The 20874-nt window shown below is 64.6% G+C and carries 21 protein-coding genes; 11 read left to right on the top strand and 10 right to left on the bottom strand.

All coding sequences use genetic code 11. The features are described 5' to 3' along the window. The first annotated feature begins 91 nt into the window (after positions 1-91). Positions 92-1432, top strand: a complete 1341-nt coding sequence (gene gdhA / locus L6D75_RS09665) for an NADP-specific glutamate dehydrogenase (protein WP_176512209.1) — start codon at positions 92-94, stop codon at positions 1430-1432. On the opposite strand, the gene L6D75_RS09660 is transcribed toward gdhA, so the two are convergent. The 4 genes from L6D75_RS09660 to L6D75_RS09645 all read right to left on the bottom strand — a co-directional run bounded on the left by L6D75_RS09660 (position 1429) and on the right by L6D75_RS09645 (position 4971). Then, positions 1429-1926, bottom strand: a complete 498-nt coding sequence (locus L6D75_RS09660) for a GreA/GreB family elongation factor (RefSeq protein WP_176512208.1) — start codon at positions 1924-1926, stop codon at positions 1429-1431. The two genes, gdhA and L6D75_RS09660, sit on opposite strands and share 4 nt — an antisense overlap. 68 nt (positions 1927-1994) lie before the next feature. After that, complete coding sequence (locus L6D75_RS09655) at positions 1995-2351, bottom strand: hypothetical protein (protein ID WP_176512207.1); 357 nt, start codon at positions 2349-2351, stop codon at positions 1995-1997. Positions 2352-2557: 206 nt separating this feature from the next. Then, positions 2558-4411: an Lnb N-terminal periplasmic domain-containing protein gene (locus tag L6D75_RS09650; RefSeq protein ID WP_176512206.1), complete on the bottom strand. Its 1854-nt coding sequence runs from the start codon at positions 4409-4411 to the stop codon at positions 2558-2560. Between the two features lie 71 nt (positions 4412-4482). Continuing rightward, positions 4483-4971, bottom strand: a complete 489-nt coding sequence (locus tag L6D75_RS09645; RefSeq protein ID WP_176512205.1) for a DUF3015 domain-containing protein — start codon at positions 4969-4971, stop codon at positions 4483-4485. 254 nt (positions 4972-5225) lie between these two features. Here L6D75_RS09645 and L6D75_RS09640 point away from each other — a divergent pair, with 254 nt between their 5' ends. The 5 genes from L6D75_RS09640 to L6D75_RS09620 all read left to right on the top strand — a co-directional run bounded on the left by L6D75_RS09640 (position 5226) and on the right by L6D75_RS09620 (position 9923). Further along, positions 5226-7664 (top strand): Lon protease family protein, encoded by a 2439-nt coding sequence (locus L6D75_RS09640; protein WP_176512204.1) that lies wholly within the window; start codon positions 5226-5228, stop codon positions 7662-7664. Between the two features lie 163 nt (positions 7665-7827). Next, positions 7828-8166 (top strand): PA4575 family protein, encoded by a 339-nt coding sequence (locus L6D75_RS09635; RefSeq protein ID WP_008092007.1) that lies wholly within the window; start codon positions 7828-7830, stop codon positions 8164-8166. Positions 8167-8254: 88 nt separating this feature from the next. Then, positions 8255-8743 carry a TIGR00645 family protein gene (locus L6D75_RS09630; RefSeq protein ID WP_170028202.1) on the top strand — a complete coding sequence of 163 codons (489 nt, stop codon included), beginning with the start codon at positions 8255-8257 and terminating at the stop codon, positions 8741-8743. Between the two features lie 171 nt (positions 8744-8914). Beyond that, positions 8915-9220, top strand: coding sequence for a DUF6482 family protein (locus L6D75_RS09625; protein WP_176512203.1), 306 nt, complete (start codon positions 8915-8917; stop codon positions 9218-9220). Positions 9221-9305: 85 nt separating this feature from the next. Then, positions 9306-9923 (top strand): BamJ family beta-barrel-assembly machinery protein, encoded by a 618-nt coding sequence (locus tag L6D75_RS09620; protein WP_176512202.1) that lies wholly within the window; start codon positions 9306-9308, stop codon positions 9921-9923. 109 nt (positions 9924-10032) lie between these two features. On the opposite strand, the gene L6D75_RS09615 is transcribed toward L6D75_RS09620, so the two are convergent. From L6D75_RS09615 to L6D75_RS09605, 3 genes are all read right to left on the bottom strand, one after another. After that, entirely contained in the window at positions 10033-10278 is a 246-nt protein-coding gene (locus tag L6D75_RS09615) for a PA4570 family protein (RefSeq protein ID WP_176512201.1), read from the bottom strand. 82 nt (positions 10279-10360) lie between these two features. Further along, a complete protein-coding gene (locus tag L6D75_RS09610) occupies positions 10361-10702 on the bottom strand; it encodes a zinc ribbon domain-containing protein YjdM (RefSeq protein ID WP_008092017.1) in 342 nt (113 codons plus the stop codon). A 167-nt stretch (positions 10703-10869) separates the two neighbouring features. After that, on the bottom strand, positions 10870-11838 hold the full coding sequence (locus L6D75_RS09605; RefSeq protein ID WP_176512200.1) for a polyprenyl synthetase family protein: 969 nt from the start codon (positions 11836-11838) through the stop codon (positions 10870-10872). Between the two features lie 245 nt (positions 11839-12083). Here L6D75_RS09605 and rplU point away from each other — a divergent pair, with 245 nt between their 5' ends. From rplU to L6D75_RS09580, 5 genes are all read left to right on the top strand, one after another. Further along, entirely contained in the window at positions 12084-12398 is a 315-nt protein-coding gene (gene rplU / locus L6D75_RS09600) for a 50S ribosomal protein L21 (RefSeq protein ID WP_003247466.1), read from the top strand. Between the two features lie 38 nt (positions 12399-12436). Beyond that, positions 12437-12694 carry a 50S ribosomal protein L27 gene (rpmA, locus tag L6D75_RS09595; protein WP_008092023.1) on the top strand — a complete coding sequence of 86 codons (258 nt, stop codon included), beginning with the start codon at positions 12437-12439 and terminating at the stop codon, positions 12692-12694. Positions 12695-12884: 190 nt separating this feature from the next. Then, positions 12885-14111, top strand: coding sequence for an Obg family GTPase CgtA (gene cgtA / locus L6D75_RS09590; RefSeq protein WP_016392849.1), 1227 nt, complete (start codon positions 12885-12887; stop codon positions 14109-14111). Between the two features lie 87 nt (positions 14112-14198). Then, a complete protein-coding gene (gene proB, locus L6D75_RS09585; RefSeq protein WP_176512199.1) occupies positions 14199-15317 on the top strand; it encodes a glutamate 5-kinase in 1119 nt (372 codons plus the stop codon). After that, positions 15314-15775 (top strand): CreA family protein, encoded by a 462-nt coding sequence (locus L6D75_RS09580; RefSeq protein ID WP_176512198.1) that lies wholly within the window; start codon positions 15314-15316, stop codon positions 15773-15775. Before proB ends, L6D75_RS09580 begins: the two co-directional genes overlap by 4 nt. 122 nt (positions 15776-15897) lie before the next feature. Here L6D75_RS09580 and mksF read toward each other — a convergent pair whose 3' ends face one another. From mksF to mksB, 3 genes are read right to left on the bottom strand one after another with little or no spacing between them, the layout of a single operon-like run. Then, entirely contained in the window at positions 15898-18729 is a 2832-nt protein-coding gene (gene mksF / locus L6D75_RS09575) for an Mks condensin complex protein MksF (RefSeq protein WP_176512197.1), read from the bottom strand. Further along, on the bottom strand, positions 18726-19433 hold the full coding sequence (gene mksE, locus L6D75_RS09570; RefSeq protein ID WP_176512196.1) for an Mks condensin complex protein MksE: 708 nt from the start codon (positions 19431-19433) through the stop codon (positions 18726-18728). Before mksE ends, mksF begins: the two co-directional genes overlap by 4 nt. Then, the gene (gene mksB / locus L6D75_RS09565; RefSeq protein ID WP_176512195.1) at positions 19423-20700 is read right to left on the bottom strand and encodes an Mks condensin complex protein MksB; all 1278 of its coding nucleotides are present in this window, start codon (positions 20698-20700) and stop codon (positions 19423-19425) included. Before mksB ends, mksE begins: the two co-directional genes overlap by 11 nt. Positions 20701-20874: the final 174 nt, after the last annotated feature.

The raw sequence follows: 20874 nt of genomic DNA, 5'->3' as shown, positions 1-20874 counted from the left end.
AAACGACATCGCGCCCTATTCCAGTGCGATTGCTTCTTGGTACATTGCGAAAAAAACCAATAAGTCCAATCCTCTTGGTGAGATGTCTACCATGATCGAATCCGTCGACCACTTCCTCGCGCGCCTGAAGCAACGCGACCCGGCCCAGCCCGAATTCCACCAGGCCGTCGAAGAGGTGCTGCGCAGCCTCTGGCCCTTCCTCGAAGCCAACCCTCACTACCTGCAAGCCGGCATTCTCGAACGCATGGTCGAGCCTGAGCGCGCCGTGCTGTTCCGCGTATCGTGGGTCGATGACCAGGGCAAGGTGCAGGTCAACCGCGGCTACCGCATCCAGATGAGCAGCGCCATCGGCCCGTACAAGGGCGGCCTGCGCTTCCACCCGTCGGTGAACCTGGGCGTGCTGAAGTTCCTGGCCTTCGAGCAGGTCTTCAAGAACTCCCTCACCTCGCTGCCCATGGGCGGCGGCAAGGGCGGCTCGGACTTCGACCCCAAGGGCAAGAGCGACGCCGAAGTCATGCGCTTCTGCCAGGCCTTCATGAGCGAGCTGTACCGCCACATCGGCGCCGACCTCGACGTGCCGGCCGGTGACATCGGCGTGGGCGCGCGCGAAATCGGCTTCATGTTCGGCCAGTACAAGCGCCTGGCCAACCAGTTCACCTCGGTGCTCACCGGCAAGGGCATGACCTACGGCGGCAGCCTGATCCGCCCTGAGGCCACCGGCTACGGCTGCGTGTACTTCGCCGAAGAAATGCTCAAGCGCCAGAACCTGCGCATCGATGGCCGCCGCGTGGCGGTCTCGGGTTCGGGCAACGTGGCCCAGTACGCTGCGCGCAAGGTCATGGACCTGGGCGGCAAGGTCATCTCGCTGTCGGACTCCGAAGGCACCCTGTACGCCGAAGCGGGCCTGACCGACGAGCAGTGGGATGCGCTGATGGAGCTCAAGAACGTCAAGCGCGGCCGTATCAGCGAGCTGGCCGAGCGCTTCGGCCTTGAGTTCCGCAAGGGCCAGACCCCGTGGAGCCTGCCGTGCGACATCGCCCTGCCATGCGCCACGCAGAACGAGCTGGACAGCGAAGACGCCCGCACCCTGCTGCGCAACGGCTGCATCTGCGTGGCCGAAGGCGCCAACATGCCGACCACCCTGGAGGCTGTGGATATCTTCATCGACGCCGGCATCCTGTATGCCCCGGGCAAGGCCTCCAACGCCGGGGGCGTGGCCGTGTCGGGCCTGGAGATGTCGCAGAACGCCATGCGCCTGTTGTGGACCGCAGGTGAAGTGGACAGCAAGCTGCACAACATCATGCAGTCGATTCACCATGCCTGCGTGCATTACGGCGAAGAGGCCGATGGCAAGATCAACTACGTGAAGGGCGCCAACATCGCCGGCTTCGTCAAGGTCGCCGACGCCATGCTGGCCCAGGGCGTGGTTTAAGCATCAGGCGCGATGGCGACGACCTCGATCGATTGATCACCCGCAGGTCGTCGCCACACCACTTCATCGCCGGGGCTGGCGCCCAGCAGCGCCCGCCCCAGCGGTGAGCCCCAGTTGATCAGCCCGCGGCCGGCATCGGCCTCATCCTCCCCCACCAGCCGCACCTCATGCGCCTGGCCCTGTTCATCGACAAAGCTCACACGGCTACCGATCTGCACCTTGCTCAGCGAGGTAGCGGCGGGCACCACCTGCGCGCTTTGCACCCGGGCGCTGAAATAGCGCAGGTCGCGCTCGGTGTCGGCCAGGCGCTGCTTGTCTGCGCCTTCACCCTGGCCCTGCAATTGGTTGCGCAGGGCATTGAGCTCGGCCACGCGCTGTTGCAGCTGGCGCAGGCCACTGGCGGTGAGGTAATTGGGCTGGTCGCTGACGCGCCGCTCCACCGGTTGGTCGGCCTGGGCGGCGGCCTGGTCTTCGTTGACGAATGCTCGGCTCATGGGTGGGCCTCCTTGTGCTGGAGACCATGGTGACAGGCTGCGGGTTTCAACGAATGCCCGTTTGCGACCTACTCGTGGCGGTAGGCACGTGCGGCGTCGCGGTCCTTTTCCTGCTGCCATTCGCGGTCGCGTTCGTCCCAGTAGCGGTCTCGGTACTGGCGTTCGTCCTCGCTGTTCTTCATGGCGTTGCACTGGCGAAAGCCATCGTCCCAGCCGGTTTCGTACTGGCGGTTGTGCAGGTAGCGCGGGACATCCTTGCGAAAGTCGCCGGCCATGACCCCGGCGGCCTGGCGGCCACTGCTGCAGCCGTCCTGGAAGCCGTCGGCGTAGGAGGGGGGGTAACCTTGGCTGAGCATCTGCTCGTGGGTGGTTTCGCAACCTGACAGCAACAAGGCGATGCATACGCCGAACCAGTACCGCGACATGACCTTCCAGACCCTCTGAGTGATACGCGAAAGTCTAGGTGGGCATTTGTCGTGGAGCTGTCAAAACGGTGTCAAAAGCGTCGGTTGGTTCACATTGTTGCTTGTGCTGGCCCTATCGCCGGCAAGCCGGCTCCCACACAGGTCTCAGGGCTGTGAGATCCATTGTGGGAGCCGGCTTGCCGGCGATAGGGCCAGTACAGTCACCCTCAATAGTGATACCACTTGAGCTCCAGCATCACCTCGTTCTGCGCCGTGGCCAGGTGGCTGAATTCCCGCGCAGCACTGAGCCTCAACCCCAGGTTCTGGCTGATCTCCCACTGCTGGTTCAAGCTCACGCTGCGCCGCACCTCGCCATTGGTGAAGTAGTCGCCCTTGGCCTCCAGCGTCAGGTTGCCCAGCCCGTTGCGCCACAGCAGGCCGCCATTGAACCCCGCCGCCGGGGCGATGAACTGGGCGAAGTCGTTGTGGTGCTCGACCCGCACGGTGCCCAGGGCAAAGCCCAGCAAGCCATCGGCCAACTGCCAGGTGCCGCCGGCGCCACCGTTCACATGGCTCACCAGCACCTCGTCGTCATGCTTGCCCGGCACCCGCTCCAGGCCGCCGGCCACTTGCCACGACCAGGGCTTGAGCAGCTCGTTGCGGGGTGTCAGCGAGCGGATGGTGGCCAGGTCCAGGCGCTGCACCTGCCAGTCGTTGCCTTCGTACTGGCGCAGCTTGAGCTGGAGGATCTCGATCTGCGCGCCCAGCGGGAAGCCGTAGGCGTTGTCGTTGAGGTCGTGGTAGGCCATGCGCAGGCCGTACTCGGCGTAGGCGCGGTCTTCGCGGGTGCCGACGCCCAGTTGCCAGGTGCGCGAGTCGTGGCCGTCTTCCGGCAGGCCAGGGCGTTCGATCTGCAGCGGCGGCGGCGGGTTGCGGTTGATCGCCCGCAGCAGCTCGAAGCTGCGGGTGGCCTGGCCAGGGTCGCGCTCCTGGCCGTTGGCCCGGTAACGCTCCAGGCGGTACGCGGCATCCTGCACCAGCGCCTGGCGCTCGCGGGGCAGGGCGGTGAAGGCAGGGCTTTGCAGTTGCGCGGTGTCGGCACTCACGGCAAGCACCTGGCGTTTTTCGTCAGCGTCCAGCGGCTCGGCGCGGGCCAGCAGCTCGCGCTCGCGCGAAGGGCGGTAGGTTTCGCTGGCCACCAGCCCCGACTGCTTGACGGCTTTGACCGTGTCGGTGGGGATGGCGGTGAGCGGGAACTGCGAGGTCAGGTCCAGGCTCGGCCGGGCCACCTGCAGCAACTCCAGCAGGCGGTAGGAGCAGTTTTCGTCGAAGAAGAAATAGTCGAACTGGATCTGCTTGAGTTCCCACACGTGTTCGACCATGCGCCCGGTTTCTTCCGGCGTCAGGTCCAGCTGGTATTCCCACAGGTCGCGGTTTTCCAGGCTGCGGTATTCGGAGAGTTTTTCCTGGTAAGGCATCAGTGCGAACAGGCCGGGATAGCCGCCCATCAGGCCCTTCCAGGCATACAGGATGCTGTTGTCGCTGCCTTCGATGTAGGCGCCGAAGTTGATGGCATAGCTCAGCAGCGTGGTGTCGTCGCTGCGGGTGTTGGACTGGTCGATGCGCAGCAGGGTGTGGCCAAACATCGAGGAGGGGCTGTTCAGGTAGGCGGCCGGGAAGATCAACGCGGCGCTGTGCGGGTCGATCGACTTGTACCAGGTCTTGAATTCCTGGCAGTCCGGTTGCGGCAGGCCTTGCAGGCCAAGCTGCTCGCGCAGCCAGCGGGTGCGCGCGGGGAACACGCACTGGGCGTGCTTGTCGCCCAGCTCGGCCGGGGCGTACAGCGCCTGTACCGTGGCGCGCAGTTCCTGGTCCGGGTGGTGCGCGCCATCTTCGGCGAGGAAGTAGGCGTGATCGTCCACATAGCTGCGCCAGCCGCCGAGCTTGGCGGTTTCGTAGTGGCCCAGGGCGATCCAGTAGGGGGTGTTGGCCAGTTGTTGCACGCGGGCGTCGTCCAGCACCGGTGCAGCCTGGACGTGGGCGCAGACACACAGCGCCAGGTAAGCGAAGCGTTTGAGCATATCGGGCAACTACTTCTAAACGATGCCGAAAAGGCGAAACCCGCCCCGGGGTGGGGCGGGAGTAGCTGCGCTTAGGCCTCGGTAGCGTACTTGGCCAGGCGTGGGTCGCTCTTCAGAACGGCCAGGGTGTTGCTGTGCACAGTCTCGGCAGTCACGTCGGCGCTGCTGAAGATCTGGTTGAAGTGCTGATGGGCGACCGAAGCGAAGTAGCCGCGGTCTTCCGGTGCCACGCCGAGGACCACGGCATAGGTGGTCAGGGCTTCGCCCTGGCCCATGGCCATGTCTTCGGACAGCTCGTTCATCATGCCGTTCATGGCGAACCAGGACTTGCCGCCATAGGTCAGCGAGGCCTTGGTGGAGCAGCCGTTGGTGCCGGAGGTCATGCCGAAGGTGGCGTTGCCGGAGGTGCCGTTGGTGGTGGAAGCGAGGAAGTGAGCCGGAGTGCCGCGCTGGCCTTCGAACAGCATGTTGCCCCAGCCGCAATTCGGGCCACCTGGCGCTTCGGCCATGGCGTTGAGGGAGACCACGGTGAACAGAGTACCCAGAAGAATCCGTTTCATAGCATTTGTTCTCTATTTGTCTTAACCAAGGGTCAGGGTTTCTGGCAACTCGGTTGCCAAGTCGGGAAAGCGTTTCACCCACCCGCGCAGCTTGGAGTTTAGGCACGATCTAAAGGTTGCGTCATTCATTGCGAAAAATTTGCTTCTGAACTACGCCAGCGCGCCTGCGACATAAAGTCCGGCCGAGCCTTGCAAGGCGCGCGCGGGCGGCGCCAGAATGCTGCGTATCTGCCCCGCCGAAGTAAGGAAACCCAATGCCCGATCCTGTCGCTGCGCGCCTGCGTCTTGCGCCTGAAGCCCTGACCCGGCGTTTCTCCCCCGAGCAGTTTGCCTTTACCCATACCGACGATCTGGAGCCGTTTCGTGGTGTCCTGGGCCAGGAGCGTGCTGTCGAGGCCCTGCAGTTCGGCGTGGCCATGCCACGCCCTGGCTACAACGTGTACGTGATGGGCGAGCCCGGCACCGGCCGCTTCTCGTTCGTCAAGCGCTACCTCAAGGCCGAGGGCAAGCGCCAGCAGACCCCGGCCGACTGGGTCTACGTCAACCACTTCGACGACACCCGCGAGCCGCGGGCCCTGGAGTTGCCTTCGGGCAGCGCCGCGGAGTTCATCAGCGACATGGGCGGGCTGATCGACAACCTGCTGGCCACCTTCCCGGCGGTGTTCGAGCACCCGTCGTACCAGCAGAAGAAGGGCGCCATCGACCGCGCCTTCAACCAGCGTTACGACCGCGCCCTGGATGTGATCGAGCGCGCGTCGCTGGAAAAGGACGTGGCCCTGTACCGCGACGCCAGCAACGTCGCCTTCACCCCGATGGCCGACGGCAAGGCGCTGGACGAAGCCGAATTCGCCCAGCTGCCGGAAGCGGTGCGCGAACAGTTCCATGAAGACATCGCCCTGCTCGAGGAGCGCCTGAACGAAGAACTGGCCAGCCTGCCGCAGTGGAAGCGCGAGTCGAACAACCAGCTGCGCCAGCTCAACGAAGAAACCATCACCCTGGCCCTGCAGCCACTGCTGGCGCCGTTGTCGGAAAAGTACGCCGAGAACGCGGCCGTGTGTGCCTACCTGCAGTCGGTGCAGTTGAATTTGCTGCGCACCGTGGTCGAGCAACTGGTCGACGACAGCAAGACCGACGCCGTGGCGCGCAAGCTGCTCGAAGAGCAGTACGCCCCGAGCCTGGTGGTGGGCCACTATGCCGACGGCGGCGCGCCGGTGGTGTTCGAGCCGCATCCCACCTACGACAACCTGTTCGGCCGCATCGAATACAGCACCGACCAGGGCGCGCTGTACACCTCCTACCGCCAGCTGCGCCCGGGTGCGCTGCACCGCGCCAATGGCGGCTTCCTGATCCTTGAAGCGGAGAAGATGCTCGGCGAGCCGTTCGTCTGGGATGCGCTCAAGCGCGCCCTGCAGTCGCGCAAGCTGAAGATGGAGTCGCCATTGGGCGAGCTGGGCCGGGTCGCCACGGTCAGCCTGACGCCGCAGATGATCCCGCTCAACGTCAAGCTGGTGATCATCGGCTCGCGCCAGCTGTACTACGCGCTGCAGGACCACGACTCGGACTTCCAGGAGATGTTCCGGGTGCTGGTGGACTTCGACGAAGACATGCCCATGGTCGACGAGAACCTGGAGCAGTTCGCCCAGTTGCTGCGTACCCGCACCAACGAGGAGGGCATGGCGCCGCTGACCAGCGATGCGGTGGCGCGCCTGGCCACCTACAGTGCGCGCCTGGCGGAAAACCAGTCGCGCCTGTCGGCGCGCATCGGCGACCTGTTCCAGCTGGTCAGCGAGGCCGATTTCATTCGCCACCTGGCCAGCGACGAGATGACCGACGCCGGCCACATCGAGCGCGCGCTCAAGGCCAAGGCCACGCGCACCGGCCGCGTTTCGCAGCGGGTGCTCGACGACATGCTCGCCGGCATCATCCTGATCGACAGCGAAGGCGCGGCGATCGGCAAGTGCAATGGCCTTACCGTGCTGGAAGTAGGCGACTCGGCGTTCGGCATGCCGGCGCGGATTTCCGCCACCGTCTACCCGGGCGGCAGCGGCATCGTCGACATCGAGCGCGAGGTCAACCTGGGCCAGCCGATCCACTCCAAGGGGGTGATGATCCTCACCGGTTACCTGGGCAGCCGCTATGCCCAGGAATTCCCCCTGGCGATTTCCGCCAGCATCGCCCTGGAGCAGTCCTACGGCTACGTGGACGGTGACAGCGCATCCCTGGGTGAGGCCTGCACGCTGATCTCGGCGCTGTCGCGCACGCCGCTCAAGCAGTGCTTCGCCATCACCGGCTCGATCAACCAGTTCGGTGAAGTGCAGGCGGTGGGTGGGGTCAACGAGAAGATCGAGGGCTTCTTCCGCCTCTGCGAGGCCCGTGGCCTGACGGGCGAGCAGGGGGTGATCATCCCGCGCGCCAACGTCGCCACCTTGATGCTCGATGAGCGCGTGTTGCAGGCGGTGGAGAATGGCCAGTTCCATGTCTACGCGGTCAGCCAGGCCGACGAGGCACTGAGCCTGCTGGTGGGCGAGGACGCCGGCGAGCTGGACGACAAGGGCCAGTTCACCGAAGGCAGCGTCAACGCCCGGGTGGTCGAGCGCTTGCGCGAGATCGCCGAGATGATCAGCGAGGAAGAGATCGAGAAGGCGGAAAAGGAACGCCTGGAAGAGGTGATTGCCCAGGCGAAACCTGCCTGAGTCAATAAATCGGCGCTGGCGGCCATGTGCTACCGTTCAGCGCCGGTTTTCCATCTTTCTGTGCCGTTCTTCTATGCTGGAACTTAAGGACGGCATCAGCGTTCAGGATGGAAACAGCCTGGGAGTTTCAGGCTGAACAGGGCTCATTGGAGGGGACGCGGCCATGCGCAACCTCAGCCTTACTCGCCAGTGCCTGGGCCTGGTGACTCGCATCGAATGCAGCATCCGCCCGCTGGCCGGGGACAACGGCATGTGGACCTTGCTGTTCGCCGCCGGCATGTCTGGCGAGCAACCCTCGGCAATCAAGGCGCAGGGGCCTTTCCATGGGCCGCTGGTGGCCGAGTCGGTGCTCAATGCCATCGTCGACAGCCTGACCCTGCATGGGTACCAGGTGACCGAGGGGCCGCAGATCTGGACCTTGCACCTGCAGGCCCAGCTACGGCGCATCAATGGCGAGCGCTGTCGCAACCTTGGGGATTACCAGTTCCATCCTGAATCCTGAGTGGCTGGGGTGTGGGCTTTTGCTGTCACAGGTGGCTGGCTATACTCGCGCTCGCTTTTCCAGTCACCTGACGAGTCCCAAACCCTCCATGGAACGTATTCTCGAAAACGCGATGTATGCCTCGCGCTGGCTGCTCGCCCCCATCTACTTCGGTTTGTCCCTCGGCCTGCTGGCCCTGGCGCTGAAATTCTTCCAGGAAGTGATCCACGTCCTGCCCAACGTCTTTGCCCTGAGCGAAGCCGACCTGATCCTGGTGATCCTCTCGCTGATCGACATGTCGCTGGTGGGCGGCCTGCTGGTGATGGTGATGATCTCCGGCTACGAGAACTTCGTGTCGCAGCTGGACATCGACGAAAGCAAGGAGAAGCTCAACTGGCTGGGCAAGATGGACTCCTCGTCGCTGAAGATGAAGGTGGCCGCCTCGATCGTGGCGATTTCGTCCATTCACCTGCTGCGGGTGTTCATGGATGCGCAGAACATCTCCACCGATTACCTGATGTGGTACGTGATCATCCACATGACCTTCGTGGTCTCGGCCTTCTGCATGGGCTACCTGGACAAGCTCACCAAGCACTGAGCCCCATGGCTCCCACAGAGATACCCCCCCAAACCTGTGTGGGAGCCGGCTTGCCGGCGATGGGGCCAGCGCGGTCCAACTGACGAGCGGCGTCAGTTATGCCTTGTGTATTCCCCGCCCCCGTACAAAAAATGAGCACTCATGCGTGGTTCCCACCAGCGAGGTGCTCTCATGAACCTGCATCAGCTCAATACCGAGGCCAGGGCCGGCCATGTCGACGAAGTCAACCTGATTGCCATCGAAGGCGGCGACTACCTGATCGAGGCCCGGGTCAAGGGCCATGCCCACCCCCTGGCCGATACCCGCGGCAAGCGCCTGCGGGTGCGTTCGGTGGAGGATGCGCGCAAGGTGCTGCAGACCATCCCGATGGTCTCCATGAACCTGGTGCACTGGTCCGTGCAGGATGAAATGTGCGGCATGGGCAGCCACCCGGAAGAAGACCTCAAAGTGCCGATTTCCCAGCGTTCTGCCTGGTAGCTGCTCGCAGCGGCCCAGTGTGCTAGGCTGCTCGCCCTTTTCATCAAGGGCGCGGCTGCACTGCGCCCTGCAGTGGAGCACGACCATGTCCGAACTCAACCTGTCCACCGACGAAACTCGCGTCAGCTACGGCATCGGCCGTCAGCTGGGCGGCCAACTGCGCGACAACCCGCCACCGGGCGTCAGCCTGGACGCCATTCTGGCTGGCCTGACCGACGCCTTCAACGGCGCCGACAGCCGCGTCAGCGAAGCCGACCTGTCGGCCAGCTTCAAAGTCATCCGTGAACTGATGCAAGCCGAAGCTGCCGCCAAGGCCGAAGCCGCCGCTGCTGCCGGCAAGGAATTTTTGGTAGAGAACGCCAAGCGCGATGGCATCACCACCCTGGCTTCGGGCCTGCAGTTCGAAGTGCTGACCGCCGGTGAAGGCGCCAAGCCGACCCGCGAGAGCAACGTTCGCACCCACTACCACGGCACCCTGATCGACGGCACCGTGTTCGACAGCTCCTACGATCGTGGCCAGCCTGCCGAATTCCCGGTTGGCGGCGTGATCGCTGGCTGGACCGAAGCCCTGCAACTGATGAACGCTGGCAGCAAATGGCGCCTGTACGTGCCGAGCGAGCTGGCCTACGGCGCCCAAGGCGTTGGCAGCATCCCGCCGCACAGCGTGCTGGTGTTCGACGTCGAGCTGCTCGACGTTCTGTAATGCCCCTGGGGCCGCTTTGCGGCCCCCTCGCGGGGCAAGCCCGCTCCCACAGGTAGTTGATGTGCCTGTGGGAGCCGGCTTGCCGGCGATGAGGCCGGCCCTGCCGGCCTCAATTCCAGTCCGTCCCCCCAGGGCGCAGCGCCCGTGCATAGCAGAACAGAAACAGGTTTCGCACCAGCTCCTTGAGCACCACCGGCTCGCTCGAGTTCAGCCCGTCGAGGTCCAGGTCGCCCTGGTCGCGCAATTCATCCAGCGCTTCTTCTTCGAGCACGGCGCACACCTCACCGGTTTCCCGGTGAAGAATGCGCAGGTAGGGGTGGGGGCGGTCCAGCCAGGCGTCTATCAGATAAGTCATGGCTATTCTCCTTGGATAGCGGTTCCAATGAGAATAATTCTTATTATCAGAATAGCAAGTGCCAATTGGCGGATTTGTGCAATCAGACCTTACGCACGAATTCCGACTTCAGCTTCATGGCGCCGATGCCGTCGATCTTGCAGTCGATGTCGTGGTCGCCGTCGCACAGGCGGATGTTCTTGACCTTGGTGCCGACCTTGACCACCAGGGACGAACCCTTGACCTTGAGGTCCTTGATCACGGTGACGGTGTCGCCGTCCTGCAGCACGTTACCGACCGAGTCCTTCTTCACCACATCGTCGCTGGCCGCTTCGGCTTCGCCGTTGGCCGACCACTCGTGGGCGCATTCGGGGCAGATCAGCTGAGTGCCATCCTCATAGGTGTATTCGGAATTGCATTTCGGACAGGCTGGCAGAGTGCTCACTTCAGTTCCTTAAACAGACAGGCGGTAAAGGCGCATATTGTATAAGGTTTTTTGCAAGATGTGTTTTCGTCTGCCCAAAAGCATCGCGGGACAAGCCCGCTCCCCCAGGTGCCTCGTTGTGGCGGCCTGTGGGAGCGGGCTTGTCCCGCGAAGAGGGCGACGCGCTATCAGTGCGTGCGCGCTACGGCAAATTCACTCAGCTCGACCAGCGCATCCCGATACTCGCTGGCCGGCAGCACTTCCAGGCACTCGATGGCCTTGGCCACGTAGTCGCGAGCCAGCTGCGCGGTGTAGTCCAGCGCACCGGAGGCTTCCACCGCCTCGCGGATCTGCTCCAGGTCTTCCAGGCCACCCTTCTGGATCGCCTTGCGCACCAGCGCTGCCTGTTCAGGCGTGCCTTCGCGCATGGTGTAGATCAGCGGCAGGGTCGGCTTGCCTTCGGCCAGGTCGTCGCCGACGTTCTTGCCCAGGGTCTGCGAATCGCCCTTGTAGTCGAGCAGGTCGTCGACCAGCTGGAAGGCCACGCCCAGGTGGTCGCCGAAGGTGCGCAGGGCCTCGCGCTGTGCTTCGCTCGCCTGGGCCAGCGCGGCGGCGCTGTGGGTCGAGGCTTCGAACAGCATCGCGGTCTTGCCGCGGATGACGTCCATGTAGACTTCCTCGGTGGTGCTGGCATCGCGCACGCGCGACAGCTGCAGCACTTCGCCCTCGGCGATCACCCGGGTGGCCTTGGACAAGATCTGCATGACCGGCATCGAGCCCAGCTCGACCATCATTTCGAACGAGCGCGAATAAAGGAAGTCGCCCACCAGCACGCTCGGCGCGTTGCCCCACAGCGCGTTGGCGGTGGAGCGGCCACGGCGCATGCCGGACATGTCGACCACGTCGTCATGCAGCAGGGTGGCGGTGTGCAGGAATTCGATGGTCGCCGCCAGCAGGCGCAGGTCGTCGCCCTCGCGGCCCAGGGCCTTGCCGCAGAGCAGCACCAGCAGGGGACGCAGGCGCTTGCCGCCGGCCGAGGTGATATAGTCGCCGATCTTCGATACCAGCGGCACGCGCGAGGTCAGCTGCTTCTTGATGATCTCGTCGACGGCGCTGAAATCGTCAGCTACCGCGCGGTAGAAGGTTTGGGGTTGCATCGGCTGCTCCATTGAGGTTGCGCGGCATGCTAGGTCGCGGGTTCCGGTGTGTCAAGGCGCGCTGCCCGTGGGCCGGGGCCGGCACTTGCAAGGCCAGGCGCGGTTGCGTACAATCGCGCACCCTAACTTCCTGGGCAGCACCTGCCTTACGCAATTGCACCGGGCCGTTCCAGCCCCATGCAGCCATGCCAGCCAATACTCATCATATAAAGCGCTGGGTGAGCAGGATTATCGGAGAAATACCCATGTCTTACGCAGTAATCGTTACCGGCGGCAAGCAGTACAAAGTCGCTGAAGGTGAATTCCTCAAGATCGAAAAGCTGGAAGTCGCCACTGGCGAATCCGTGACTTTCGATCGCGTTCTGCTGGTTGCCAACGGTGAAGAAGTCACCATCGGCGCTCCAGTCGTCGCTGGCGCTAAAGTTGTTGCCGAAGTCGTTTCGCAAGGCCGTCACGATAAAGTACGCATCATCAAGTTCCGTCGCCGTAAGCACCACATGAAGCGTATGGGCCACCGCCAGTGGTTCACCGAGATCAAAATCACCGGCATCCAGGCTTAATCCCCTAGATCCCCTGAATTTATTTGGAGAATTGAACCATGGCTCACAAGAAGGCTGGTGGTAGTACCCGTAACGGTCGCGACTCAGAATCGAAACGCCTTGGCGTGAAGATGTATGGCAGCCAGGTCGTCAAGGCCGGCAACATCATCGTCCGTCAGCGCGGCACCCAGTTCCACGCCGGTTACGGCGTTGGCATGGGCAAGGATCACACCCTGTTCGCCAAGATCGAAGGCGTGATCAAGTTCGAGAAGAAAGGCGAGTTCAACCGCCGTTACGTGAGCATCGTCGCCGCTTAATCGCGACGTCGCTCCAGAAGCCCCGTCATGCGACGGGGCTTTTTCGTTTGTGGTGAGCCTCTTGCAAAGCTGTTTGTATGGGCTGCCGGCGTGGGTTTCTACGGTCGTACGGGGCCGCCGCGCTCATTTTTGCAAGAGCCTCAGGTTTTTTAGGTATTCAGCTCGTCGGTCGACGAGAGGCGGTTTTTGAATGAAGTTTGTTGACGAAGTATCCATTCGGGTCAAGGCCGGTGACGGCGGCAACGGTTGCATGAGCTTCCGTCGCGAGAAGTTCATCGAGAACGGTGGCCCCAACGGCGGCGACGGTGGTGATGGTGGTTCGGTGTACATGGTGGCCGACGAAAACCTCAACACCCTGGTCGACTACCGCTACACCCGTCACCACGAAGCCCAGCGCGGCTCCAACGGTGGCAGCACCGACTGCACCGGCAAGAAGGGTGAAGACCTGTTCCTGCGCGTGCCGGTCGGCACCACCGTGATCGACGCCTCGACCCAGGAAGTGATCGGTGACCTGGTCACTCCGGGCCAGAAGCTGATGGTCGCCCAAGGCGGCTGGCACGGCCTGGGCAACACCCGTTTCAAGTCCAGCACCAACCGTGCGCCGCGCCAGACCACCCCCGGCAAGCCAGGTGACCAGCGCGACCTGAAGATGGAGCTGAAGGTACTGGCCGACGTCGGCCTGCTCGGTTTGCCGAATGCCGGCAAGAGCACCTTCATCCGTTCGGTGTCGGCCGCCAAGCCGAAAGTCGCCGACTACCCGTTCACCACCCTGGTGCCGAACCTGGGCGTGGTCAGCGTCGACCGCTGGAAGAGCTTCGTCATCGCCGACATCCCCGGCCTGATCGAAGGCGCCTCCGACGGTGCCGGCCTGGGTATTCGCTTCCTCAAGCACCTGGCGCGTACCCGCGTGCTGCTGCACCTGGTCGACCTGGCGCCGCTCGATGGCAGCAGCCCGGCCGATGCCGCCGAGGTGATCATCAACGAGCTGACCCGCTTCAGCCCGTCGCTGACCGACCGCGAGCGCTGGCTGGTGCTGAACAAGGCCGACATGCTGATGGACGACGAGCGTGACGAGCGGGTCAAGGAAGTGGTCGAGCGCCTGCAGTGGGAAGGCCCGGTCTACGTGATCTCGGCCATCGCCAAGCAGGGCACCGAGCAGCTCAGCCACGACCTGATGCGCTACATCGAAGACCGCGCCGACCGCCTGGCCAACGACCCGGCCTACGCCGAGGAGCTGGCCGAGCTCGACCAGCGCATCGAAGACGAAGCCCGTGCCCAGCTGCAGGCCCTGGACGACGCGCGCACCCTGCGCCGTACCGGCGTCAAGAGCGTGCACGACATCGGCGACGACGATGCCTGGGACGATGATTTCGAGGACGACGAAGACGGCCCGGAAATCATTTACGTGCGCGACTGATCGGTTGCAGTACACTAAACGCCGCTCTTTGGAGCGGCGTTTTTGTATCTACGGTATCTACAGATTCGACATAGGTTGGAAGACAAGATGCGAAGCAAGGTGACTGGCGCCAAGCGCTGGGTCGTGAAGATCGGTAGTGCGCTGCTCACGGCGGATGGCAAGGGCCTCGACCGCGGCGCCATGGCCGTGTGGGTCGAGCAGATGGTCGCGCTGCGTGAGGCGGGCGTGGAGTTGGTGCTGGTCTCCTCCGGGGCCGTGGCAGCGGGCATGAGCCAGCTGGGCTGGAGCTCGCGACCGAGCGCGATGAACGAGCTGCAGGCGGCTGCCTCGATCGGCCAGATGCGCCTGGTGCAAGCCTGGGAGTCGAGCTTCGGCGAGCACGGCAAGCACACCGCGCAGATCCTCCTGACCCACGACGACCTGTCCGACCGCAAGCGTTACCTCAACGCCCGCAGCACCTTGCGTACCCTGGTCGACCTCGGCGTGGTGCCGGTGATCAACGAGAACGACACCGTAGTCACCGACGAGATCCGTTTCGGCGACAACGACACCCTGGCCGCGCTGGTGGCCAACCTGGTCGAAGCCGACCTGCTGGTGATCCTCACCGACCGCGACGGCATGTTCGACGCCGACCCGCGCAACAACCCCGAAGCCCAGCTGATCTACGAAGCCCGCGCCGACGACCCGTCGCTCGACGCCGTGGCCGGCGGTACCGGCGGCGCCCTGGGCCGTGGCGGCATGCAGACCAAGCTGCGCGCCGCGCGCCTGGCAGCCCGTTCCGGTGCCCACACCATCATCATTGGCGGGCGCATCGAGCGCGTGCTCGACCGCCTCAAGGCCGGCGAACGCCTGGGCACGCTGCTGTCGCCCGAGCGCGGCATGCTGGCAGCGCGCAAGCAGTGGCTGGCCGGCCACCTGCAAACCCGCGGCACCCTGGTGCTCGACGCCGGTGCCGTGCAGGCGCTGCGTGCCGCCAACAAGAGCCTGCTGCCGGTCGGCGTGAAGACCGTGCAGGGCAGTTTCCGCCGTGGCGAGATGGTGGTCTGCGTCGGCCCCGATGGCCTTGAAGTGGCCCGTGGCCTGGCCAACTACAGCGCGCTGGAAGCGCAGAAGATCATTGGCCAGCCGTCCGATGCCATCGAGGCCCTGCTCGGCTACAGCGCAGAGCCGGAGCTGGTGCACCGCGACAACTTGGTGCTGGTATGAGCCTGCTCACACGTGCGTTGGCGGTGCTGGCGCTGGCCTTGCCGATGGTGGCCGGGGCCGAGGAAATCGGCCAGGTGTCCACCGTGTTCAAGTTCGTCGGGCCGAACGATCGCATCGTCGTCGAGGCGTTCGACGACCCCAGGGTCGAGGGTGTGACCTGCTACCTGTCGCGGGCCAAGACTGGCGGTGTGAAGGGTGGCCTGGGGCTGGCCGAGGACCGGGCGGAGGCGTCGATCGCCTGCCGTCAGGTGGGGCCGATCAGCTTCAAGGGGGACTTGAAGGACGGTGAGGAGGTGTTCAAGGAGCGCACCTCGCTGGTGTTCAAGACCATGCAGGTGGTGCGTTTTCTGGACAAGAAGCGCAATACGCTGGTGTACCTGGTGTATAGCGACCGCATGATCGAAGGCAGCCCGCAGAATGCGGTGACGGCGATTCCGATCCTGCCTTGGGCGCATTGATGCCCTAGGGGAGGCCTTTGGCCTCCTTTCGCGACACAAGGCCGCTCCTACAGGATTACGCATGCCCCTGTAGGAGCGGCCTTGTGTCGCGAAAGGGCCGCAAAGCGGCCCCGTTACACCGATCAGGCCAATTCCTCGGCCTCATCCTCACGCACGATCGCCTTCACCTCATCCAGCCGGCTGATGTACTTCCAGTCGGCCTCGTCGATGTAGATGCCATTCGGCCCGCTGCCACCTTCCAGATCGATCGCCACCCGCGCCGACACCTGCGGCTTCACGCTCGCCAGAATCGGCACGAAGCCCAGCTGCAGGCTGGTCTCCAGCAACGCCGCCTGGTTGCGTTCGTCGATGTCCGCCGCCTCGTCGAGGTAGTACGGCAGGCGAATGCGCCCGGCCAGGTCGCGGTCCATCAGGTGCAGCAACAGGTACATGTTGGTCAGCGCCTTGATGGTCATGGTGGTGCCGTTGGAGGCTGCACCGTCGATGTCGGCGTGGATCACCGGCTGGCTGTTGATCTTGGTGATCTCGAACGCCAGCTCGAACAGGTCCTTCAGGCCCAGCTGGTTGTGGTTGGCCGCCACCAGCCGCGCCAGGTATTCCTTGGCCTCTTCGTTCTTGTGGTCCTGCTCTGCGCTTTGCGTCAGGTCGAACACCGACAGGGTCTCGCCTTCCTCGTACTGGCCGGCGCTGTGGATGATCTGGTCGATGTGCTTGAGCGCTTCCTTGTTCGGCGCCAGCACCACGCGGAAGCTCTCCAGGTTCGATACCTGGCGCTTGTTGATCTCGCGGTTGAACAGGGCCAGCTGGTGCTCGAGGCTGTCGTAGTCGCTGCGGATGTTGCGCAAGGTCCGGGCGATGTCGGTGACTGCGGCGCGGCGCGCCTTGGCCAGGGTCAGGGCTTCGTCGGTGCGGTGCGCGTAGGCGTTCACCAGCAGCTGCAGGCGGCGCTCCATATCGTCTTCGCTGTCGAACTTGGCCACGCCCTTGAGGCGCACCTGGGCGTACAGCGCCTCGATCTGGTTGTCGACGCGCTGCAGGCCCTGCCAGCTGTCCTGGTAGTCGTTGAGCAGCGGCAGCAGGTTGTCCATGGAGTCGTCGACCGCTTCCATGAACGGCGTGCCGAACGGCAGGTCGGCTGGCAGCAGCTGGCGACGGCGCAGGGCGTCTTCCAGGGTGCGCTGCTTGGACTCCAGGTCGCCGATCTGGCGGCCGACCAGCTGCAGCTTGGCCGACAGCTGCTGGACGCGCTCGGTGAAGGCATCGCTGGAGCGCTTGAGCTCGTCCTGGGCGGCTTCGAGCTGCGCCAGTTGCTCGAGCTTCTCCGGCTCCTCGGCGGCCAGGGTTTCGCTGCGGCGGTAGTCTTCCAGGGCCTTCTGGGCGTCCAGCACCTGCTGGTACAGCGCCTCGGTCTGGGCCTTGGAGGCGTTGCGGTCGGCGGCAACCGACTGCTGGGTCTTGAGCTGCTTGAGCTCGCGCTCCAGGCGGTCCTTCTGGTCGCGCAGGGCCGCGCGGTCGGCCAGGGCCTGCAGGGCCGGTGGGTCGATGTGCGAGATGTCGATGGAGATGCCGGGGGCTTCGAAGCGCTCGCCCTTGAAGCCATCGAGCACCGCTTCCAGGGATTTGACCCACAGGTCGCTGTCGTCCAGCTCGATGCCGCGCTCACCCAGCGGCAGGCTGAACAGCGCGCCGTTGAACAGGCGCATCAGGCGGTCGACGTCCTGCTGCGAGAACTCTTCGCGCAGGCGTGCGTAGCTGTTGTTGTCGGCGTGGTCGAGCTGCTGCTTGACCTGCTTGAGGCGTTTTTCCAGGTCGCGCACGCGCTCGTCGAGGTCTTCGGCGGAGAACTGGCGCGATTGGGCCAGGGCGCCGGCCAGCTCGTCGTGGGCGTCCTTGGCCGCCAGCAGTTGCTGCTCCAGGACCTTGACGTCATCGACCAGGGCGAAGCGGTGCTTGAGCACCGACAGCTCGCCCAGCCAGCGCTGGATGCCGGTGATTTCACGCTCCAGGCGCATCAGCTCCTGGGTGCCGCCGCGCTGGTCGTTCTGCAGGCGGTCCTGCTCGCCGCGGTAGTGCTCGGCCTGGATCACCAGCTCTTCCTTGCGCGCCATGGCGTATTCCTGCCAGGTGCCCAGCAGGTTGTCGAGCAATGGCGAAAGGCGGTGCAGCTTGCCGCGCAGGATGTCGCGCTGGGCCACGCCGCCGGCCAGGGCCTCGACCAACGGGCCGGCGGCGACCAGGGCGTTGTAGTCCTGTTCCATGCGGCGCACGTCGCGGAAGGCTTCTTCGCAAGCGGCGATGTAGTCGACGCTGCCCGAGCGCAGGCTGTGCTCGAAAGCATCGAGGAACAGCTGCTTGAGCTTGGCGGCAGTGATTTCGCGCATGTGCAGCAGGTTGATGAACAGTGCGCGGAAGGTTTTCAGGCTCTGCTCGCTGGTCGAGCGCAGCGGGATCATGGTCAGGTCCAGCGGCACCGAGGTGTGGCCGCCGACCAGCAGCCGGCGCAGCTCGTCCGGCTTGAGCTCGTAGGCTTTCAGGCCCAGGCGCTCGAGGTTGGTGAACAGCTCTTTCTGGCGCAGGCAGGTGTCGTTCTTCTGGTAGTGAGCCAGGTCCAGCTCACCTTTGTAGGCGAAGAACTGGTGGCCGAAACCGCCGCCCGGGCCGCGGCCGACCACGCCGATCACGTGCGGGCCGTGGGGCAAGTTCAGTTCGCAGAGGATGTACGAGGTGTCGCTGGCGAAGTAGAAGCGGCGCGACTGCTCCAGGCTGTACTTGCCGAAGCTCATGTCCGACATGCGCGCCAGGATCGGGAACTGCAGGGCGTTGATCGACGCCGATTTACCCAGGTTGTTGGCGCCATAGACCGACAGCGGTTGTTCCAGGGGGAACAGGCCAAGGCTGTAGCCGGCGGTGTTGAGCAGTGCGAAGCGGCGGATGCCGTAGCGTTCCTGGCTCATGCATCAATCTCCTGTTGCTCTTCGCGGATCGCCCGGGCCAGGGCCTCTTCTTCGCTTTCCTCGGCCTCGAACGGGGTCAGGTCGAGCGGGTCGTCGGTGCGCGCCAGTTCCTCGGGGCTTTCTTCCTCGACCAGCACCGGGGTCGGCAGCGGCAGGTCGCTGTGCAGGCTGGCGGCCAGGTCGCGGTCCTGCTGCACCGACAGGCACACGTCGAGGAAGCGGTGCATCGGCGGCAGGAAGCGGTAGATGCCGCCTTCCTCATGGGCGAAGCCCAGCTGGGTCATGCGGCGCATGATCTTTTCTTCCAGCTCTTCGACGGTTTGCACCTCGGCCTGCAGGAACAGGTCGCGGTACTTGTCCAGCAGCGATGGCAACTCGTCGCGGCCGATGCTGCCGCCGTCGAGCACGGCCATCGGGTCGCGGCCCTGGTCGGCCAGGTGCTCGACCAGGATGAAGGTGAACAGCGACAGGCGCTGGGCAGTCTTGTTGACCTGGGCGGCGGCCTGCTCGGGGACGAAGTAGTAGAAGCCGCGGGTATCGCACACCAGCTCGAAGCCCAGGGCCTTGAACAGGGTGCGGTACTGGTCCTGGAAGTTCGACAGCTGGGCGTACATTTCCGGGTCGCGGCGGCTGACGTGGAAACCTTTGAACAGCTCGCGGAAGATCGGCGCGAGCTGGGACAGTTCGGAGAGATCAAGATGCATTGGCTGGGCTCGCGTTGGTTTCAGGTTGCGCTTGGCGGCTGGACGACAGGGCGAACGAGCGCAGGCTGACCAGGTGTTCGTGGGTGGTGTAGTCGCGACGGTCCAGGCGCTCGCGCTTGAAGCGCTTCTCCCGCGACAGGCGCGAGAACCAGTACAGCAGTTCGTCGGTGGCGCCTTCGGGCTCCTGCTCCAGCAGCCAGACCATCAGGTCGGGCAGCGGCAGGGCGTCTTCGCAGCGCTCGAGCATTTCCTTGACCGTGCGTGGCGCGCGCGGCAACGGGCCGCTGTGGGTCTTGTGGGCCTTGGGGAACTTGGCCGGTTTCGGCTCGAAGCGGGCCAGGGCGTAGACATACGCCTCGACCTGGCTGGCGCTGCCGAGGAAGGTGCTCTGCGGGCGGGTGAACAGCGGCATGGCGGCCTGGGGCACGGCATCGATGCCCTTGCGCCGGATCACCGACAGCGCCAGTGCGGCGCCGCGGGTCACGGCGTTGTGCCGGCGCGCTTCTTCACGCAGCGGCAGCAGCAGTTCGCGGGCGTGGCGCAGGGTCAGCTGGGCGCTGGTCTGCATCTCCAGGATGCGCGCGTGGGTGCGCAGCAGCATGTCGTCGTCGACCAGGTGGCCCAGGCGTGCCTGCTCGCCCAGCAGCTTGAGCAGCACGGTCTCGACCTTGCGCACGCCCTGTTCGAAGGCGCCGTCGGCGTTGACCAGCTGGATCATCGGCTCGACGTACTCGTCCCAGGTCGCCAGTACTTCGGCGTAGCGCTGGCGCAGCGGGATCTGGCGGTTGCTGGTCTTGGCCCGTTCGGCCACGGCCACCAGCGCCTGCTCGTCGTTGTCGAGCTTCTTGAGCACGTCGCGCACGCGCATGTCGAGCAGGCGCAGCTGGCGGGCCAGGTCGTCGCTGTCGCGGTTGTCGAAGGCATCCTGGATGTGCCCGGCCAGGCGCTCCAGGTGGCGCAGGTAGGCCTCGATCTCCAGGCACAGGCCCAGGCGGTGCTCGCGGCGCAGGTAGGCGAGGAAGTCGTGGATCTGGGCGTTGAGCTCGAAACGGTTCGGGCTCTTGGCCACCGGCACCAGGATATCCAGGCGGATCCACACGTCGAGCAGCTGGGTGATGTCCTGCGGCGTGCTTTCCACTTGCTGGCGGCCCAGTTGCTGGCGCAGTTCGACCAGGCTCAGGGTGCCTTGGTCGAAGCGCTCGCACAGCGGCTCGATCAGGGCCCAGTGTTCGGCTAGGGCGCGCAGGACGCGCTTGGGTTCGATCATTGGCGTCTACTCGTTGCCAAGTAAAAAGGGGGCGATTGTACTGCATCCGGGGGGGAGGATTTCACCCCTTGGTCTGTAATGAGGCATAACCCTGATTTATCTGGGGGATTCACCGGCCCCATCGCCGGCAAGCCGGCTCCCACAGGTACACCACCGAGCCCTGTGGGAGCCGGC

This window comes from Pseudomonas faucium (assembly GCF_021602585.1).
Lineage (GTDB): Bacteria > Pseudomonadota > Gammaproteobacteria > Pseudomonadales > Pseudomonadaceae > Aquipseudomonas > Aquipseudomonas faucium.
The sequence above is the reverse complement of the archived record's forward strand: the minus strand, read 5'-3'. Positions and strand labels throughout refer to the sequence as shown.

Coding starts and splice junctions, on each gene's coding strand:
- gdhA (WP_176512209.1), top strand. CDS start 92: ATGATCGAATCCGTCGACCACTTCCTCGCGCGCCTGAAGCAACGCGAC.
- L6D75_RS09660 (WP_176512208.1), bottom strand. CDS start 1,926: ATGAGCCGAGCATTCGTCAACGAAGACCAGGCCGCCGCCCAGGCCGAC.
- L6D75_RS09655 (WP_176512207.1), bottom strand. CDS start 2,351: ATGTCGCGGTACTGGTTCGGCGTATGCATCGCCTTGTTGCTGTCAGGT.
- L6D75_RS09650 (WP_176512206.1), bottom strand. CDS start 4,411: ATGCTCAAACGCTTCGCTTACCTGGCGCTGTGTGTCTGCGCCCACGTC.
- L6D75_RS09645 (WP_176512205.1), bottom strand. CDS start 4,971: ATGAAACGGATTCTTCTGGGTACTCTGTTCACCGTGGTCTCCCTCAAC.
- L6D75_RS09640 (WP_176512204.1), top strand. CDS start 5,226: ATGCCCGATCCTGTCGCTGCGCGCCTGCGTCTTGCGCCTGAAGCCCTG.
- L6D75_RS09635 (WP_008092007.1), top strand. CDS start 7,828: ATGCGCAACCTCAGCCTTACTCGCCAGTGCCTGGGCCTGGTGACTCGC.
- L6D75_RS09630 (WP_170028202.1), top strand. CDS start 8,255: ATGGAACGTATTCTCGAAAACGCGATGTATGCCTCGCGCTGGCTGCTC.
- L6D75_RS09625 (WP_176512203.1), top strand. CDS start 8,915: ATGAACCTGCATCAGCTCAATACCGAGGCCAGGGCCGGCCATGTCGAC.
- L6D75_RS09620 (WP_176512202.1), top strand. CDS start 9,306: ATGTCCGAACTCAACCTGTCCACCGACGAAACTCGCGTCAGCTACGGC.
- L6D75_RS09615 (WP_176512201.1), bottom strand. CDS start 10,278: ATGACTTATCTGATAGACGCCTGGCTGGACCGCCCCCACCCCTACCTG.
- L6D75_RS09605 (WP_176512200.1), bottom strand. CDS start 11,838: ATGCAACCCCAAACCTTCTACCGCGCGGTAGCTGACGATTTCAGCGCC.
- rplU (WP_003247466.1), top strand. CDS start 12,084: ATGTCTTACGCAGTAATCGTTACCGGCGGCAAGCAGTACAAAGTCGCT.
- rpmA (WP_008092023.1), top strand. CDS start 12,437: ATGGCTCACAAGAAGGCTGGTGGTAGTACCCGTAACGGTCGCGACTCA.
- cgtA (WP_016392849.1), top strand. CDS start 12,885: ATGAAGTTTGTTGACGAAGTATCCATTCGGGTCAAGGCCGGTGACGGC.
- proB (WP_176512199.1), top strand. CDS start 14,199: ATGCGAAGCAAGGTGACTGGCGCCAAGCGCTGGGTCGTGAAGATCGGT.
- L6D75_RS09580 (WP_176512198.1), top strand. CDS start 15,314: ATGAGCCTGCTCACACGTGCGTTGGCGGTGCTGGCGCTGGCCTTGCCG.
- mksF (WP_176512197.1), bottom strand. CDS start 18,729: ATGAGCCAGGAACGCTACGGCATCCGCCGCTTCGCACTGCTCAACACC.
- mksE (WP_176512196.1), bottom strand. CDS start 19,433: ATGCATCTTGATCTCTCCGAACTGTCCCAGCTCGCGCCGATCTTCCGC.
- mksB (WP_176512195.1), bottom strand. CDS start 20,700: ATGATCGAACCCAAGCGCGTCCTGCGCGCCCTAGCCGAACACTGGGCC.